Genomic DNA, 15448 nt, shown 5'->3' with positions numbered 1-15448 from the left:
GAAATCTGTCCGGGTCAGGGCCGTAGGACCGCAGGTGCCGAGATCGGCACAGCCTGCGCATCGAAACCCGACACAATGGCGGAAATCGCCGTGACGGCTATGGCCCACCCTACAATGATCGTGGTGAAACGCATATCTGAACCCACTGAAAATATTCGTGCTTATGGGGTGACTATACGTTCGGACAGGGTAGGGCGACAGTCAGGGATTCCTGACCTGTAAGGAATAGGAGGTCAGGAATCTGATACACATTCGGGTGTGATGCCAATCGCCAAAATCGGGCAGCCACCGTTCCGACCAGCGTCCAGACGATACAGAAGCTTACCCATCCATGTCGTCGATGCGCCGTATTTTTTATACACTTCCTCGGTTCCGTCCGTTCCGTCTTTCTTTAAGACTTTGCCAAGGCTGCGGAAAAATGTGTTATCCAGACTGCTGCCGCGTGTTAGGATGATGCCGACATCAATGGCCCCCGCTTCGTAAAAGGCGGAAAACGCATAAAGATCCCTGTCATAGGTCTGGTCTTTGCTGTTCCATTCCAGATCGAGTGCGACTTTGTCTTTTACAAAATCAATGCGGTGGCCATCCAGATACCCTTCTTGGGTATATTCAGACAGAACACGCGTGGATTGGTTGGCATGGATCAGTTTCACATGCAGATCAGCGGAAATACGCGTTTCCTGCCAACTGTCATCGAACAGATCATCCACATATTTTGCAATTTCGCTTTTGCTGCCGCCGGGGGTGCGGATCATCGTTCGACTGATCGAGAAATTACGCAGAATACCCAGTAATTCGTCATAATGTTCTGGGAAGCTGGATTTCAGGATCGCAGCGGCATTTCGATAGCTGAACAATTCAAACTTCTGGCGAATGTCTTCGGGAAAAATCCGGTCAAGCGCGGCAGAATGATCAGCCACTTTGCCAAAGGACACATCATTTTGGTCTGATGACATGATTATTCGGCGGCCAAGCTGGAATTGTATTTATAGGTTTTCCAAGTGGGTTTGTAATCGTCGTCCGCTTGATTGCCCCAAACCGTCCATTTGTCACGCCGCCCACGGCCAAACAGTTCCAGATATGGACCCCAGCTACAGGCTTCGATGATGTCATATTGTTCGTCCGGTTTGCGGGAATGTTCCCGCTTGCGGGTGCTGAACAGATTGACTTGGCGCCGTCCCGCAGCCAGCGTGCGGGCGTTTTTCCCGCGTACACCGAACAGCAAGATTTCCGTTACGTTTCGGAAATAAAAGCCAACACCGCGCCCGTCCGAACCGCCATCCTTGCGTACCTTGTGCCAGATCAGATTGGATTTATATTCAAACCCCCAAGCCGACAGGACGCGCAAACCGTCGGGGAGCAGGGCGTTGGGAACCCAAAGATAACAATGTGCGGTATCTTCCAGATGCTCGGCCACTGGCAGATCACAAATGTCATCCAGATCCATCGTGGGGTAGCGGGCCAGACGCTTGTGTTCAGGGGCCACTTTGCCGGTGCGATTGGTAAACCGCCACGGCGGGTCTGCCATGATCGTCGCGAATTTCTGCCCGTCTAGAAATTGTCTCAGGTCTTGCGACGCGTCTTGGCTCATTTGTTTTCCCTCGGTGGCTGGTGTCAGGTTAGAACAAAAGTAGTCCAAACCTCAAGATTTAGTTAATGCCGCAGGGCATTACACATCCAACTCCTCCACGAACCGAGCATTCTCTTGAATATACTGAAACCGCAGTTCGGGTTTTTTGCCCATCAGCCGTTCCACCAGATCGCCGGTTTCGCCGGGTTCGTCCTCGTCAATCGTCACGCGGATCAGTTTGCGGGATTTGGGGTCCATCGTGGTTTCTTTCAGATCCTTGGCGTCCATTTCGCCCAAGCCTTTGAAACGCGATACGTCGATTTTACCCTTGCCGCCCAGCCCCTTGGCCAGCCACTGTTCTTTCTCGGCCTCGTCCAGACAATAGACGCGTTTGGCCCCTTGGGTCAGGCGGAACAGCGGCGGGCAGGCCAGATACAGGTGGCCGTGATCAATCATCGGGCGCATCTGGGTGAAAAAGAACGTCATCAGAAGCGAGGCAATATGCGCCCCGTCCACGTCGGCGTCTGTCATGATGATGACCTTGTCATAGCGCAGATCGTCGACGTTGAATTTCGTTCCCATCCCAACGCCAAGCGCTTGGCACAGATCGTTAATTTCCTGATTGGTGCCCAGTTTCGACGATGCCGCGCCCAGCACGTTCAAAATCTTGCCGCGCAGGGGCAGCAGCGCCTGATTGTTGCGGTTGCGGCCCATTTTGGCCGATCCACCGGCCGAGTCGCCCTCGACGATGAACAATTCGGTGCCTTCGCGGTTGGTGGCCGAACAATCCACCAGCTTGCCGGGCAGGCGCAGCTTTTTCGTGGCGGTTTTGCGGGCGGTTTCCTTTTCCTGACGGCGGCGCAGGCGTTCTTCGGCGCGCAGTACCAGAAAATCCAGAATGGCGCCCGCAGATTTGGTATCCGCCGCCAGCCAGTTGTCGAAATGGTCACGCACGGCGTTTTCCACGAAGCGCTGCGCCTCGACCGTGGCAAGGCGGTCCTTGGTCTGCCCCACGAATTCCGGTTCGCGGATGAAGCACGACACCAGCGCACAGCCGCCTGTGGTCAGGTCGTCGCGGGTGATCTGGTTGGCCTTCTTGTTGTTGACCAATTCACCATAGGCGCGAATGCCCTTCAGGATCGCGGCCCAGAACCCGGCCTCGTGTGTGCCGCCTTCGGGGGTGGGGACGGTGTTACAGTAGGACTGGATGAATCCATCGCGCGACGGGGTCCAGTTGATCGCCCATTCCACCTTGCCGGGGGTGTTGAATTTTTCCGTGAAATCGACGGTGCCCGCAAAGGGCTGATCGGCATAGGTGGTCGATCCGTTCATCGATTCCTTCAGGTAATCGGCCAGACCGCCGGGGAAATGGAACGTGGCCTCTGTCGGGGTTTCGCCGTCATCAATGGCCGATTTCCAGCGGATTTCGACGCCGCTGAACAGATAGGCCTTGGACCGGATGGATTTGAACAGCCGCGCGGGTTTGAAACGGTGGCTGCCGAAAATCTGTTCGTCCGCGTGAAAGGTGACGGTCGTGCCGCGCCGGTTGGGGGCGGCACCTATCTTTTCCACCGGGCCTTGGGGGATGCCGCGGCTGAACCGTTGTTCATACAGTTCCTTATTCCGGGCGACCTGCACCACCATAAGATCAGACAGCGCGTTCACCACGGATGCACCCACACCATGCAACCCGCCCGAGGTCTGGTAGGCCTTGCCGCTGAATTTGCCGCCCGCGTGCAGGGTACACAGGATCACCTCTAGCGCGGATTTGCCGGGGAATTTCGGGTGCGGATCAATCGGAATGCCGCGCCCGTTGTCGCGCACGGTCAGCGAATAATCGGCGTTTAGCTCTACCTCGATCCGGTTGGCATGTCCGGCCACCGCCTCGTCCATCGAGTTATCAAGGATTTCCGCGACCATATGGTGCAGCGCGCGTTCATCGGTGCCGCCGATATACATGCCCGGTCTTTTGCGGACCGGCTCCAGCCCTTCCAGCACCTCGATCGAGGAGGCGTCGTAGGTTTCCGGCTGGGTTCCGTCAAGAAGGTCGGTCATGCGGCTGCTCTGTTTGCTTGTGATTGGACCGGGATCATAAGGGACGCACCGCGCCGGGGAAAGCCCTATCCTGTTTCATCGGATCAACGACGGCCCCATATGTTGCGTGTCGATCTGTGCAATCCGCGGGGCAGGGACATAATTTTGCCCGGATTGGGGCGGAACATTCCAAGCGGGCGCACGTTTAACACGAAAGGGCGGAGTCGTACCGCTGAACCGCTGTGAAAACCTGATGCAAAGGAGTGTCAGAATGACCTCGAAGCCGCACCACACCGCTGCCCCGGTTCGTCCGGTGACACCCCGCCACCCGGCACGTTTACGATGGAACCAAACGCTTGGGGATAACGTGCCGGATTTTCAGGCCGAAACCACGCGCGGCAGGCTTGGGTTCCGGCCTTGGGCAACGGGTAACTGGGTTTATCTGTTCGCTTTCCCTTCCACCTTTGCCTCGGTTTGTTCGACCGAGTTGATGGCCTTGGCCGCTCATCGCGCCGCGTTCGAGAAGTTGGGGGTGCGGCTGATGGGGATTACCCCGGCAGGGCTGCAAAATACGCTGGAATGGGTGCTGGATCTGGAAAAAGTATTCGGACTGGATGTGTATTTCCCGGTTGCCGCAGACGAAGACGGCAGCATTTTGCGCCACTTGGGGATGATCGCGGATGGTGCGGCGGGGCTGGGCAATCGGCCCAGCCTGTTTGTCGATCCGGAAAACAAGCTGCGGATGCAGTTTACCTATCCTGCGCAAATGGGGCGTTCCACCAACGAAGTTCTGCGCTGTTTCGAGGCGTTGAAAGACATTGATTATTCCGGGCTGGCCGTCCCGGCAGATTGGACGCCGGGGGACTATCTGGTCGCCCCCAAAGGCGTGAAGGCCGAAGATATGCAACGCGTCTTTGGCGAGGACTGGAGCAAGATTCGCGATTATCTGATGGTCGCGCATGTCTAAGCGTTGGCTTTCGTGGCTGTCGTCGCGTGTTGGGCGGGTCGTCTGATCCGTTGTTCTGTCTGGTTTGGCTTGGCTGTCCGTTTGCGACATCCAAATGGTCTGTTCTGGGTGGGACAGGGCCGGGTCATGCCCGCAAACTGCCCCGGATCGGGGATTTCGGGCGGTTAAGGGCGCAGAGCAATGCAAGGGAATGGGGCAGACCAGTACATGCCTGAAATCATGCGGCTGACGGATCAGCCTGATTGGCTGTACCTGTTGCGCGAATATTACGAAATGTACCGCTTTCTGCCTGCTGGCGGTAGCAAAGCAATCCGCAGCCACCAAAAACAGGTGCGCGAGGCAATCAATCGCTTGATCCGGGAAAATCCAACGTTGCGGGATGTATCGCCTGCCGCCTTGCCGGTGACGGCCCATCTGCGCCGGGCGCTGGACGAAGGCCGGTCTGGTGTGCTGGCACCTGTTGCGCGGGCGCTGGATGCGGTACGCGGGCGGCTGCATTGGGAATATGGCTATGATCGTCTGCCAAAAGGGTTGGCCCGTGCCTATGGTTATGCCGAAATTGCCGGACCGAATGGCCCAATCCCATCGTCACAGGTGATTTTGGGGTTGGTTCTGTTCGCGCCCGGCTGCATCTACCCGGCCCATGCCCATCAGGGGATCACTGAAAGCTATATCTGCCTGTCCGGTTCCGTTTCGGAAAACGATTACGGGGTCTATGCGCCGGGATCGTCAATTTACAACCCGCCGGGCCATGCGCATCGGATCACCGTGTCCGATCTGGAACCCGCGCTGCTGGCCTATGCGTGGATAGGGGAACCAGCAGTGCTGTCGGGGAACAAGATGGTACTGGGAACGCCCCGCGTCAAAGCATAGGCACCGAAGGGATCAGAGGGACAGCCAGTCTTTCATGATCCGCTCTACCGCGTCGGGGTTTTGATGAATGATCCAGTGATCTGTCCCCGGTATCTCGACGCGGGTCAGGTTATCGCACAGCTCCTCCAGTCCCTCGGTTGCTTCGGGTAAAAGCGCACGGTCATCCGGCCCCCAGATCAGCAGATGCGGCATTTTTATGCGTACCCGATCTAGCGGGATTTCTGGAATGTCCTTGATACGTTCACCGGGACCGCCCAGTTTCAGCGGCGAGGCGCGATACCAGTTCACCATGCCCCGTAATCGTCCGGGGCGTGCCCATTCGGTTTTGTAGGCCTCCAGCCTGTCCCCCGACAGCCAGCTTTGATCCATTTTGGCCGCGAACAGTTGTTGTAGCTTCTCAAAATCATTGGCGGCCAGCCAGTCCTCGGCCCCGTCGCGTTTCAGCGTATGGATATACTGCGAGGCATCCGTTTGCGCCCCACCTGCCGCCATTGCCCGCTGAAATGGGAAGGGATGCACGCCGTTCAGAATGACCAGTTGACGCACACGGTCCGGTGCCATGAAAGCCAGCGCATAGGCCACTGCTGCGCCCCAGTCATGGCCAACGACAGTGGCCTGCTCCGCCCCCAGATGATCCAGAAGGGCGCACAAATCCCCCACCAGTTTCGTGACATGGTATTCCGCCACTTCCGCCGGTGCCCAGCTTTGGCCATATCCCCGCTGATCAGGGGCAATGCAGTGATATTCGTGGGAAAATCGTGGGGCCAGATCGGCCCATGCCCCTGAATATTCAGGAAACCCATGCAGGAATAACAGCACCGGCGCCCCGGATTTTCCGGCACCCAGATAATGATATGGCTGGCCGTTTAGTTCGATATGGTGGCTCAACATCGACATTCTGTGTCTCCTGCGCGGGGCGTTGCCTGACTGTGCTGCGCCAGAATGTAACAGTTTATTGACCTCTATCAAAGCACCGGACGCGGCCATGCGATAGAGTGCATTCATACCAGTTAAGGAGAAACGTATGACCGTGACGCCGCCCGCCGCGAAGGCGAATTCTGTTTCCGCTCCGGCGAATGCCACCAGCAAAACCGCAACCAAGCCTGACGTCACGCCAGAGGCTTCGTCCCCAGCAATCGCGGCGCAGTCCGAGGCGAAATCAGCCCCGAAAGCCACGCGGTTTCGTCATCCCAAGCCGACCCCCGATCAGGTGCGCCATGCCTTCGAGTCTGGTGAATACCCCTATACCACCAAGCTGTCCCGCCGTTCCTACGAGGCGCAAAAGGCCAAGTTGCAGGCCGAATTGCTGAAGGTTCAGCTTTGGGCGCAGGAAACCGGCCAAAAATTCGTTTTGCTGTTCGAGGGCCGCGATGCAGCAGGGAAGGGCGGGACGATCAAACGCTTCACCGAACACCTGAACCCGCGCAACGCCCGCGTTGTGGCGCTGAATAAACCAACGGACGAAGAACGCGGTCAGTGGTATTTCCAGCGCTACATCGAACATCTGCCGACGGCGGGGGAAATCGTGCTGTATGACCGTTCATGGTACAACCGCGCCGGGGTGGAACGGGTCATGGGATTTTGTGAACCCAACGAATATCTGGAATTCATGCGCCAGACCCCCGAACTGGAACGTATGTTGGTTCGCTCTGGGATCAGGCTGTACAAATACTGGTTCTCTGTCACGCAAGCGGAACAGCAGGCCCGGTTCAAAAGCCGCGAAACCGATCCGTTAAAACAGTGGAAACTGTCCCCGATCGACAAGGCGTCCTTGGATAAATGGGACGATTACACCGAAGCGAAAGAGGCGATGTTCTTTTATACAGATACGGCTGATGCGCCGTGGATTGTGGTCAAGTCGAACGACAAGAAACGGGCGCGTCTGAACTGTATGCTGCATTTCCTATCGACGCTGGATTATCCCGGCAAAGATTTGCACATCGCCCATGCGCCTGATCCGTTGATCGTGGGGGGCGCGAACCATGTGATCCACCGCTCGGATCATATTCTGGGCAGCGCGTTGCACCCGGATATGCGCAAGGCCCGCGATGCAGAGCGGCCCGTATCGAAATAAGCGATGGGGAAGACCAAGAGTGGAAGCCGCTATGATGAATGGCGGCTTTTATTTTGTGCCGCTCTATAGCGCGGTCAGCATCAGGTTCACGGAAAGTAACGCCACCAATGCACCGGCGGTTATTTCCAGCGCAGGCAGGGCTAAGCGCAGCAGGCCCGGTTGCTGTGTGCGGGCCAAGGTGGATTCGCGCAGCAGTACCGATCCGATCGCCACGGCAACCGTGACGGATGCGGTCCCCAACCCCATTGCGAAAGCCCCGGCAATACCGATCCAGTCCAGATCCATGCGCCATGTCAGGATCAGCAAAAACAGCGCCCCGGTGCAGGGCCGTATTGCGACGGTGCCAATCAGGATCAGTGCCTCGCGCAGCGAATGCACCTCTGCGGCCTCTTCGGCTGTGGGGCCATGTTTATGGCCACAGCCACAGGTGCCGCCGTGGTCATGGTGGTGGACATGCGTTTCAGGTTGCCGCGCCCGAATAGCCTTGCGCAACCGTCCCAGCCCGCGCAGCAACAGCCACAGACCGACCACCGCAATCAGCCCGTAGCTGGCCGGGGCCAAGACAGCCTCGGCGGTGGCGACCATGCGTTCACGCGTCCAGTTCAGGGCGAAAACCCCGGCATAGACCATTGCCACCGCTGCGGCTGCCTGTGCCAGTGACGACGCCACGGCCAACCCGGACAGGCGCAGCAAAGGCACCCGCCGCCCCAGCCCGTAGCCGCCGATCAGCACCTTGCCGTGTCCCGGTCCTGCGGCATGGAAAAACCCATAGGCGAAACACAAACCCAGAAGCGCGGTCATCGCGGCGGGATCGCCAGATTTCAGCCGCCGCAACGCACCTGCCATTGCGGTTTGTACCTCGCGTTGGCCCGTGGTGGCCCAGCGTTCCACCTGTATCATTCCCCCCATCGGCCACAGCCAGATCGCCAGCGCCGCCATCAAACCGAGTGCCAGAACAGGCAGAAGGAGGGTCAAGCGTCCTGACATGTCACCGTGACCGTATCGGCAAAGGCTTCACCGACTTCGGGATAGTCGTCCTCGGAATAATTGCCTTCTTTCAGCTTGGTTTCCACCAAGGCAAAGGCGGCGTTTTCATCCGCGACTGTCAGCGCGGTGCGGCAGGCATCGGGGGTTTTGACTCCGCCCGTCAGATCATAGGCGGTATAGAATGTCGGATCATATGCTTTTAGCACCAACTGGCTTTGTGGCTGATCGAAGCGGCGGATATGGCGCGTGATGATTTTGCCATCGGCAAACCGGGTGTCCAGCGGTTCGGGCGCGCTGAGCCGGACAGGCCCGTCCGGGCCAGAGGCATAAAGATCGCCTTCGTAGCCTTCGACCCAGTGCATGTCGAACCCGGTCAGTCTGGCCTGTTCTTCGGGGGTCAGAATGCCATCATAATCGCCGTCCAGTTCCATATCTTCCAGCACCAGAAGGGAATACAGATCGTCATAGCTCCATTGGACCTCGACCCCGGTGGCGTGGCCGCGATCATCGGTCAGAATAGTCAGGGATGTGGCAACAAAAATATGGGGATGCGCGAATGCCGGTAGTGGCACGCACAGGGCAAGGGAACAGATCGGGGCAAGCAGGTAGCGCATGTGACGGATGTAGCGCGGCGCAAGGACGTGGAAAAGGGCGGAAATCGTTGTAAATTTGGGTCTTGGCGGGTCTTTGCCTGTGGGCAAGCGATGTGCCTGCGTCTGTTTCCGCCCGCACCGTAGTTTTCCGGTGCCTGCCGCGTGGCATCTTGCCTGCTTCCTTTGCGGGGGCTACGGCAGGGTATGGATACGCGTATGAGTTATTTTCAACACGCCCGCGCCGTTATGGTTCTGGGCCTTCCGCTGATCGGCAGCCATATTGCGCAGTTTGCGATTTCGCTGACCGATGCCATCATGCTGGGATGGTATGATGTTCAGGCGTTGGCCGCACAGGTGCTGGGCGGGATGGTGTTTTTCGTTCTGTTCCTGATGGGATCGGGATTTGCCTGGGCGGTGATGCCGATGGTGGCCGAGGCCGAAGCCGCAGGGAATACCACCCAGGTTCGCCGCTTCACGCGCATGGCGATGTGGATTTCGCTGCTGTTCAGTGCGGCGGTGATGCCGTTGATGATTTTTTCGGAACATCTGCTGCATGTGCTGGGGCAACCGCCGCATATTGCGGCTTTGGCTGCGGATTATCTGGTGATCGCGGGGTGGGGGATCATCCCCGCCTTGCTGGTTATGGTGCTGAAATCTTATCTGGCGGCGCTGGAGCGGACCCGCGTTGTACTGTGGGTCACGCTAAGCGCCGTGGCGGTGAATGCGGTGGTGAATTATGCCCTGATCTTTGGGCATTGGGGAATGCCGGAACTGGGTATTCGCGGGGCGGCGATTGCATCGGTTGCCGTTCAATTGGTTTCGGGGCTGTTGTTGGGCCTGTATGCGGCGTGGTCCACAGCTGAACATCAGTTGTTCATCCGCTTTTGGCGCCCGGATTGGGAAGCCTTCGGACAGGTCTTCCGGCTGGGCTGGCCGATTGGCGTGACAAGTCTGGCCGAGGTGGGGCTGTTTGCTGCGGCTTCGACTATGATGGGGTGGCTGGGGGCTTTGCCGCTGGCGGCGCATGGAATCGCGCTACAGATCGCGTCATTGACGTTCATGGTGCATCTGGGCCTGTCGAACGTGGCCACCGTGCGGGCAGGCCGCGCGGTGGGGCGCGGTGATCTTGTGGATCTGAAACGCGGCGGTCAGGTGGTCGTGGCGTTGTCTCTGGTCGTGGCTGCGTTGACCGTCGTGGCATTTCTGACCATCCCAGAATGGATGATGGGGCTGTTTTTGTCCCCGGAGGAACCGGATCGCGTGACTGTGATCGCGCTGGGCGTGCCGCTGCTGGCGGCGGCGGCGCTATTCCAACTGGCGGATGCCGCGCAAGTCATGGCATTGGGCCTGTTGCGCGGGGTAAAAGACACGCAAGTGCCCATGATCATTGCCGCCGTATCCTATTGGGGGATCGGGATGCCGGTCAGCTATCTGCTGGGCTTTGTTCTGGATTGGCAGGGGCCGGGGGTCTGGCTGGGGCTGGCGGTGGGGCTGGCCTGTGCCGGTGTGTTCATGACCGTGCGGTTCTGGGGGTTTGCCGTCAAGCGCGTCGCGGCGGCCTGATATCGTTCAGGCCGCGCGGCACGGCGGGGGGCGTGCGCAAGGCGCGGGATGCCGGGATCAGCTTTTTTCGTCTTTTGCCAGACGATCCGCCTTGCGGCGGACCAGAACGCCCCGCAGATCGTGCATGGCCAGCAGCAGCGTATTGGTCACGCGTTCCAGTTGCGCATCTGTCGCCCGCGATTGCGCCCAATGCGAGGTTTGGTTCAGGTGGTCTACCGTCCGAAGAATATCCTCGATTTCGCGCTTGTTCAGGACTTTCTGGCGGTCATCCATCCATTCCTTGATGGCGGTTACATCCGCGTCAGACAATACCCGGTCGCCTTGTGGTTTGATTTCGCCGTTACGGATGTTCACGGTTGCGATCTGGTCCATGTCAATGCGGCGTTGCCGGTTTTCAGCATCCACCCGGAACACGAAGGCGCCATTGTCGCGCACGCGAAAGAAATAGTCGGGCAAGTCTGTCATTGGTTTTGATCCTCGTTTTCCAGTACCCGCAGCAAAGACCCGTCAGGGTCTACCAGTGCAAACATGCGCGGGGCGTTGGGCAGCTTGAATGCGCCGGTCAGTCGGGGAATTGATGTGTTGTCGCGCGGAATATCCAGAGTTTCCCATTCCGCCAGCATCGTATCAATATCATCCAGTCTGATGCAGGCACTGAACCAGCTGGACCATTTATCCACGTCGGGGTGCGGGAAAAACTCCAGCTCCAGCGCCCCGCGTTTCAGGATAAGCCAACCCTCGTCCTGAAAGTCTACGGCGAACCCAAGGTCGCCGTAGAAGGATATCGTGCGTTCAAAATCCGAAGAGGGCAGGTTCGCCGTGATCCGATTGTGCGTCATGTCAATGCTGCGCAGAAGCCCTGGATGCGGCTACACGCCTCTTGCAGTTGGTCATCCGAGGTGGCGTAGCTGATGCGGAACGCAGGCGACAGGCCAAAGGCTGCGCCGAACACCACGGCCACGCCGGTATCGTTCAGCAATTCGGTGGCGAACACCTCGTCATTGGTGATTGTCACGCCTTTTGGGGTGGTTTTGCCGATCAGCCCGGAAATGAAGGGATAGACATAAAACGCCCCTTCGGGGGTGGGGCAGGTGATGCCGTCAATTTCATTCAGCATCCCAACCACCAGATCGCGGCGGCGGGCGAACATGACGTTATTGGGGGCGATGAAATCCTGCGGGCCGTTTAACGCCTCGACTGCGGCCCATTGGCTGATCGAACAGGGGTTCGATGTGGATTGGGATTGCACCTTGCGAATGGCCGCAATCAGCGTTTCCGGCCCGGCGGCGTAGCCAATGCGCCAGCCGGTCATGGCATAGGCCTTGGACACACCGTTTACCGTCAGCGTCCGGTCATACAGGCGGGGTTCCACCTGCGCGGGGGTGCAGAATTTGAAATCGTCATAGGCCAGATGTTCATACATATCATCCGTCAGCACCCAGACATGAGGATGACGCATCAGCACATCGGTCAGCGCCTTCAGTTCATCCCACGAATAGCCCGCCCCGGTGGGGTTGCTGGGGGAATTGAACAGGAACCATTTGGTGTTGCGAGTGATCGCCTTTTCCAACTGGTCAGGCGTGATTTTGAAATCGTTTTCCAGCGTCGCTTCGACAAAGACGGGAATACCGCCCGCCAGAAGCACTATATCGGGATAGCTGACCCAATAGGGGGCGGGGATGATCACCTCGTCGTCATGATTCAGGGTGGCCATCAGGGCGTTATAAAGCACTTGTTTGCCGCCGGTGCCGACCGTCACCTGTTTCGGGGTATAATCCAGCCCGTTGTCGCGTTTGAACTTGGCGCAGATTGCCTGCTTCAATTCGGGGATACCATCGACAGCGGTGTAGCGGGTTTTGCCTTCTTCGATTGCGCGGATGCCCGCAGCGCGGATGTTTTCCGGCGTGTCGAAATCCGGTTCCCCTGCGCCCAGCGAAATCACATCGCGGCCCTGTGCTTTCAGGTCCATAGCCAAATTGCTGACGGCGATCGTGGGCGACGGTTTTACGCGCGCAAGTGTCTGAGACAGGAAAGACATGGGTAGACCTTTTGGGTTGGAATAAGGGGAATTTGTAATCCTAGCCTGCCTGTCATAGGTTGCGCGGTACAGCCGATCAAGTGGGATCGGCGGAAAGGAAAAACTATGTCACCCCAGGATCACGACGATTGGTACGGACCCGAAGCGGCAACATTCGGCGACCGCGTTGCAGCGGCACGCGAAAGCGCGGGCATGACACAGAAACAACTGGCGAAACGGTTGGGCATCAAGCTGGGTACGTTGCGCGATTGGGAATATGATATTGCCGAACCGCGCGCGAATAAGCTGACGATGATGGCGGGATTGTTGAATGTTTCGGTTGGGTGGTTGCTGACGGGCGAAGGCGAAGGTGTGTCACCGCCGCTTGACGATGCGCCGCTTTCGCCTGATATCAACGCTCTGCTGATCGAACTGCGCGACCTGAAAGGACAGATTTCAGGCGCGGCGGATCGGATTGGGCGTTTGGAAAAACAGCTTCGGCTGAAACTCAAAGGGGAAGACGCATGAGCGTAGCGCCATCTGGGGAAACCCACGAAAACCGTCTGAAACGGCTTTCGATGCGGTCCATGCGACGTGGGATCAAGGAAATGGATATTATCCTGTCACGTTACGCAGATGCGAAACTGGCGGCGATGTCGGATGATGAGCTGACAGAATATGATGCGCTTTTGTCGGAAAACGATCAGGATTTATATCAATGGGTGTCGGGGCAGGTGATCCCCGATGCGCGGTTCGCCGGATTGATCGGTGACATCCGCAACCTGATCGGTGCGGCGGAATAATTCGCATTTTAGCCATCCGCCCAAGTTTAACCGAATATTGGGGAATGATGCGCAGTCTCTGGCTCGGAATACACCCGGACGGAGATCAGGATGAGCATACATAACCCCATCAGCACCGGCGACCGCGCCGCTTTTATGGGCAGCTACCTAGAGGCGCTGGCGCTGGTCGAACGGCTGCACCGACTGCTGTTGGATGTGATCAAGGATGAATTTGAACGCGTAGGCGTGCTTGAAATCAACGCGGTTCAGGCTTTGTTGTTGTTCAATATCGGCGATAACGAAGTGACGGCGGGCGAATTGAAAACCCGTGGATATTATCAGGGCAGCAACGTCAGTTATAATCTGAAAAAACTGGTGGAAACCGGATTCATGCACCATCAACGGTGCGAAATTGATCGCCGGTCTGTGCGCGTGCGCCTGACCCAGAAGGGGCGGGATATTCGGGATGTGATTTCAGAACTGTTCGCCCGCCACGCCGAAGGGCTAGAGGCCAAGGGCGTTCTGGGGCCGGACGGAATTGCAGAGATTACCAATTCATTGCGGCGGGTCGAACGGTACTGGACCGATCAGATACGCTATATCTACTGACAATCGTCATGCAGGGAAGGCACCTAAAATCCTTTGCCATATTTGATCCGCAGGGGGGGCGTGAAAAAACAGTGCCGGGATTTTCACGCCCCCTTGCGGACAAAGACATGTTTACCAGTGGCCGGTATTTTCCATGCTGGCCCACGGTTCAGCGGGGGCTTTCGCCTCGCCTGCCTGTAGCAATTCCACCGAGATGTTGTCGGGCGAGCGCACGAATGCCATGCGCCCATCGCGGGGCGGGCGGTTGATCACAACGCCATTGTCCTGCAAATGTTGGCAGATCGCATAAATATCTTCGACCTCATAGGCCAGATGCCCGAAATGGCGGCTGTCGGATGGCAGCCCTTCGTCCCCGTCCCAGTTATAGGTCAGTTCGACCGGGCATTCTTCTTGTCCTTCGGGGGCCATGAAGATCAGGCTGAAGCGGCCTGCCTCGCTTTCATAGCGGCGGGTTTCTTTCAGCCCCAGCAGCGCATAGAATGCCATGCTTTTTTCCAGATCCTTCACCCGGACCATCGTGTGCAAATACCGTAGTTCCATTGGTTTACCCCTCGTTCCTGTCCATGTTGGCCGCAGTCAGAAGCGCGAAACGAACCCCAGCGATACCGACATTTCATTTGTCTCGAACCGGCTGACATTTGATCGCGTCTTTTGCGCCTGTATCTTCAAAGACGGCACGAAGCCCGCATAGTCAAGCTGTTCAAATATGAAATCTGCGCTTCCAAACAGGGTCCGGTCTTCGCGCCCGCCGGGAACGATGAATGGCCCCACCCGGTAATCGTAGTAATCCCCCAACGATCCGCCGATGCTCATCGAAACTTTGGCTGGCCCCAGTTTTTGCGGTAATCCATAGGCCAGATAGACCGTGCCGCGCCGCCGTTTGGCATTGGTAAAATCACTGTCCACCATCTGCAAAGCCAGCCCATATTGAAGCGTAGCCCCGGTGTTCAATTCCCGCGCAACCCGTGCGCGCAGGTCGATCTGTGTCAGTTCCACGCCACCGGATGCGGCGCGCGCGTGTTCTAATCCCAGCGATACTTCGGCCTGATGTCCCGCTGCCAGCGGCCACATGCGTGCAACCCCCAGCCGTAGCGCATCCTGATAGGCCGCGCCGCCATACCAGGACTGGCTGATAGCCCCGTCCCACGTGATCATCCCCCGTTCTTTCCCCAAAGCAATGCGGTGTTCCAGCCCAAGCTCCAGCTTGCTGTAAGCAAAGTCAGCGTTGCGGGCGGTGGGAGCCTGTGCCTGCGCTTCGTCTGACAGGGCAACGCGGCTTAGGCTCAGGACTCATAACCAAAACATGACTGTTGCGGCGAGAGCGATGGCCGAGAGGAAGACTTCGGGGCAGCGGTCATATCGGGTGGCGACCCGCCGCC

Annotated in this window: 18 protein-coding genes and 1 pseudogene; 7 read left to right on the top strand and 12 right to left on the bottom strand. The window is 57.9% G+C overall.

Annotation, left to right across the window (positions count from 1 at the left end; all coding sequences use genetic code 11):
• Positions 1-233: 233 nt before the first annotated feature.
• From FN828_RS10205 to parE, 3 genes are all read right to left on the bottom strand, one after another.
• Complete coding sequence (locus FN828_RS10205; protein ID WP_142493306.1) at positions 234-956, bottom strand: BglII/BstYI family type II restriction endonuclease; 723 nt, start codon at positions 954-956, stop codon at positions 234-236.
• Positions 957-958: 2 nt separating this feature from the next.
• Positions 959-1591, bottom strand: a complete 633-nt coding sequence (locus tag FN828_RS10200; protein ID WP_142493305.1) for an MT-A70 family methyltransferase — start codon at positions 1589-1591, stop codon at positions 959-961.
• 78 nt (positions 1592-1669) lie between these two features.
• The gene (gene parE / locus FN828_RS10195; RefSeq protein ID WP_142493304.1) at positions 1670-3625 is read right to left on the bottom strand and encodes a DNA topoisomerase IV subunit B; all 1956 of its coding nucleotides are present in this window, start codon (positions 3623-3625) and stop codon (positions 1670-1672) included.
• A 250-nt stretch (positions 3626-3875) separates the two neighbouring features.
• Here parE and FN828_RS10190 point away from each other — a divergent pair, with 250 nt between their 5' ends.
• Positions 3876-4571, top strand: coding sequence for a redoxin domain-containing protein (locus tag FN828_RS10190; RefSeq protein ID WP_185958985.1), 696 nt, complete (start codon positions 3876-3878; stop codon positions 4569-4571).
• Between the two features lie 207 nt (positions 4572-4778).
• Positions 4779-5444, top strand: coding sequence for a dimethylsulfonioproprionate lyase family protein (locus tag FN828_RS10185; protein ID WP_142493302.1), 666 nt, complete (start codon positions 4779-4781; stop codon positions 5442-5444).
• Between the two features lie 12 nt (positions 5445-5456).
• Here the strand turns inward: FN828_RS10185 and FN828_RS10180 are convergent, their stop codons facing one another.
• Positions 5457-6341, bottom strand: a complete 885-nt coding sequence (locus FN828_RS10180) for an alpha/beta fold hydrolase (RefSeq protein ID WP_328592209.1) — start codon at positions 6339-6341, stop codon at positions 5457-5459.
• Between the two features lie 127 nt (positions 6342-6468).
• On the opposite strand from FN828_RS10180, the gene ppk2 reads away from it, so the two are divergent.
• Positions 6469-7518 (top strand): polyphosphate kinase 2, encoded by a 1050-nt coding sequence (gene ppk2, locus FN828_RS10175; protein ID WP_142493301.1) that lies wholly within the window; start codon positions 6469-6471, stop codon positions 7516-7518.
• A gap of 63 nt (positions 7519-7581) precedes the next feature.
• Here ppk2 and FN828_RS10170 read toward each other — a convergent pair whose 3' ends face one another.
• On the bottom strand, positions 7582-8505 hold the full coding sequence (locus FN828_RS10170; RefSeq protein WP_142493300.1) for a nickel/cobalt transporter: 924 nt from the start codon (positions 8503-8505) through the stop codon (positions 7582-7584).
• Positions 8490-9119, bottom strand: coding sequence for a DUF1007 family protein (locus FN828_RS10165; RefSeq protein WP_142493299.1), 630 nt, complete (start codon positions 9117-9119; stop codon positions 8490-8492). Before FN828_RS10165 ends, FN828_RS10170 begins: the two co-directional genes overlap by 16 nt.
• Positions 9120-9314: 195 nt before the next feature.
• On the opposite strand from FN828_RS10165, the gene FN828_RS10160 reads away from it, so the two are divergent.
• Entirely contained in the window at positions 9315-10661 is a 1347-nt protein-coding gene (locus FN828_RS10160) for an MATE family efflux transporter (protein WP_235891455.1), read from the top strand.
• 57 nt (positions 10662-10718) lie between these two features.
• Here FN828_RS10160 and FN828_RS10155 read toward each other — a convergent pair whose 3' ends face one another.
• From FN828_RS10155 to FN828_RS10145, 3 genes are read right to left on the bottom strand one after another with little or no spacing between them, the layout of a single operon-like run.
• Complete coding sequence (locus FN828_RS10155; RefSeq protein WP_142493297.1) at positions 10719-11126, bottom strand: hypothetical protein; 408 nt, start codon at positions 11124-11126, stop codon at positions 10719-10721.
• Positions 11123-11500 (bottom strand): bleomycin resistance protein, encoded by a 378-nt coding sequence (locus FN828_RS10150; RefSeq protein ID WP_142493296.1) that lies wholly within the window; start codon positions 11498-11500, stop codon positions 11123-11125. Before FN828_RS10150 ends, FN828_RS10155 begins: the two co-directional genes overlap by 4 nt.
• Positions 11497-12699 (bottom strand): pyridoxal phosphate-dependent aminotransferase, encoded by a 1203-nt coding sequence (locus tag FN828_RS10145; RefSeq protein ID WP_142493295.1) that lies wholly within the window; start codon positions 12697-12699, stop codon positions 11497-11499. The genes FN828_RS10150 and FN828_RS10145 overlap by 4 nt, the downstream gene beginning before the upstream one ends.
• A gap of 105 nt (positions 12700-12804) precedes the next feature.
• Between FN828_RS10145 and FN828_RS10140 the strand changes: the two genes are divergently transcribed.
• The 3 genes from FN828_RS10140 (at position 12805) to FN828_RS10130 (ending at position 14069) form a co-directional block, all read left to right on the top strand.
• Complete coding sequence (locus FN828_RS10140) at positions 12805-13206, top strand: helix-turn-helix domain-containing protein (protein WP_142493294.1); 402 nt, start codon at positions 12805-12807, stop codon at positions 13204-13206.
• On the top strand, positions 13203-13481 hold the full coding sequence (locus FN828_RS10135) for an FAD assembly factor SdhE (protein ID WP_142493293.1): 279 nt from the start codon (positions 13203-13205) through the stop codon (positions 13479-13481). Before FN828_RS10140 ends, FN828_RS10135 begins: the two co-directional genes overlap by 4 nt.
• A gap of 90 nt (positions 13482-13571) precedes the next feature.
• Complete coding sequence (locus FN828_RS10130) at positions 13572-14069, top strand: MarR family winged helix-turn-helix transcriptional regulator (protein WP_142493292.1); 498 nt, start codon at positions 13572-13574, stop codon at positions 14067-14069.
• A 111-nt stretch (positions 14070-14180) separates the two neighbouring features.
• Here the strand turns inward: FN828_RS10130 and FN828_RS10125 are convergent, their stop codons facing one another.
• The 3 genes and pseudogenes from FN828_RS10125 to FN828_RS10115 all read right to left on the bottom strand — a co-directional run.
• Positions 14181-14609, bottom strand: coding sequence for a VOC family protein (locus tag FN828_RS10125; protein ID WP_142493291.1), 429 nt, complete (start codon positions 14607-14609; stop codon positions 14181-14183).
• A 36-nt stretch (positions 14610-14645) separates the two neighbouring features.
• Positions 14646-15224 carry a hypothetical protein gene (locus FN828_RS10120; RefSeq protein ID WP_142493290.1) on the bottom strand — a complete coding sequence of 193 codons (579 nt, stop codon included), beginning with the start codon at positions 15222-15224 and terminating at the stop codon, positions 14646-14648.
• 135 nt (positions 15225-15359) lie between these two features.
• Positions 15360-15448, bottom strand: a pseudogene (locus tag FN828_RS10115) (IS5/IS1182 family transposase); the annotation flags it as partial.

The organism is Thalassovita litoralis, assembly GCF_900182725.1.
In the GTDB taxonomy this organism is placed as follows: domain Bacteria; phylum Pseudomonadota; class Alphaproteobacteria; order Rhodobacterales; family Rhodobacteraceae; genus Thalassobius; species Thalassobius litoralis.
The sequence above is the reverse complement of the archived record's forward strand: the minus strand, read 5'-3'. Positions and strand labels throughout refer to the sequence as shown.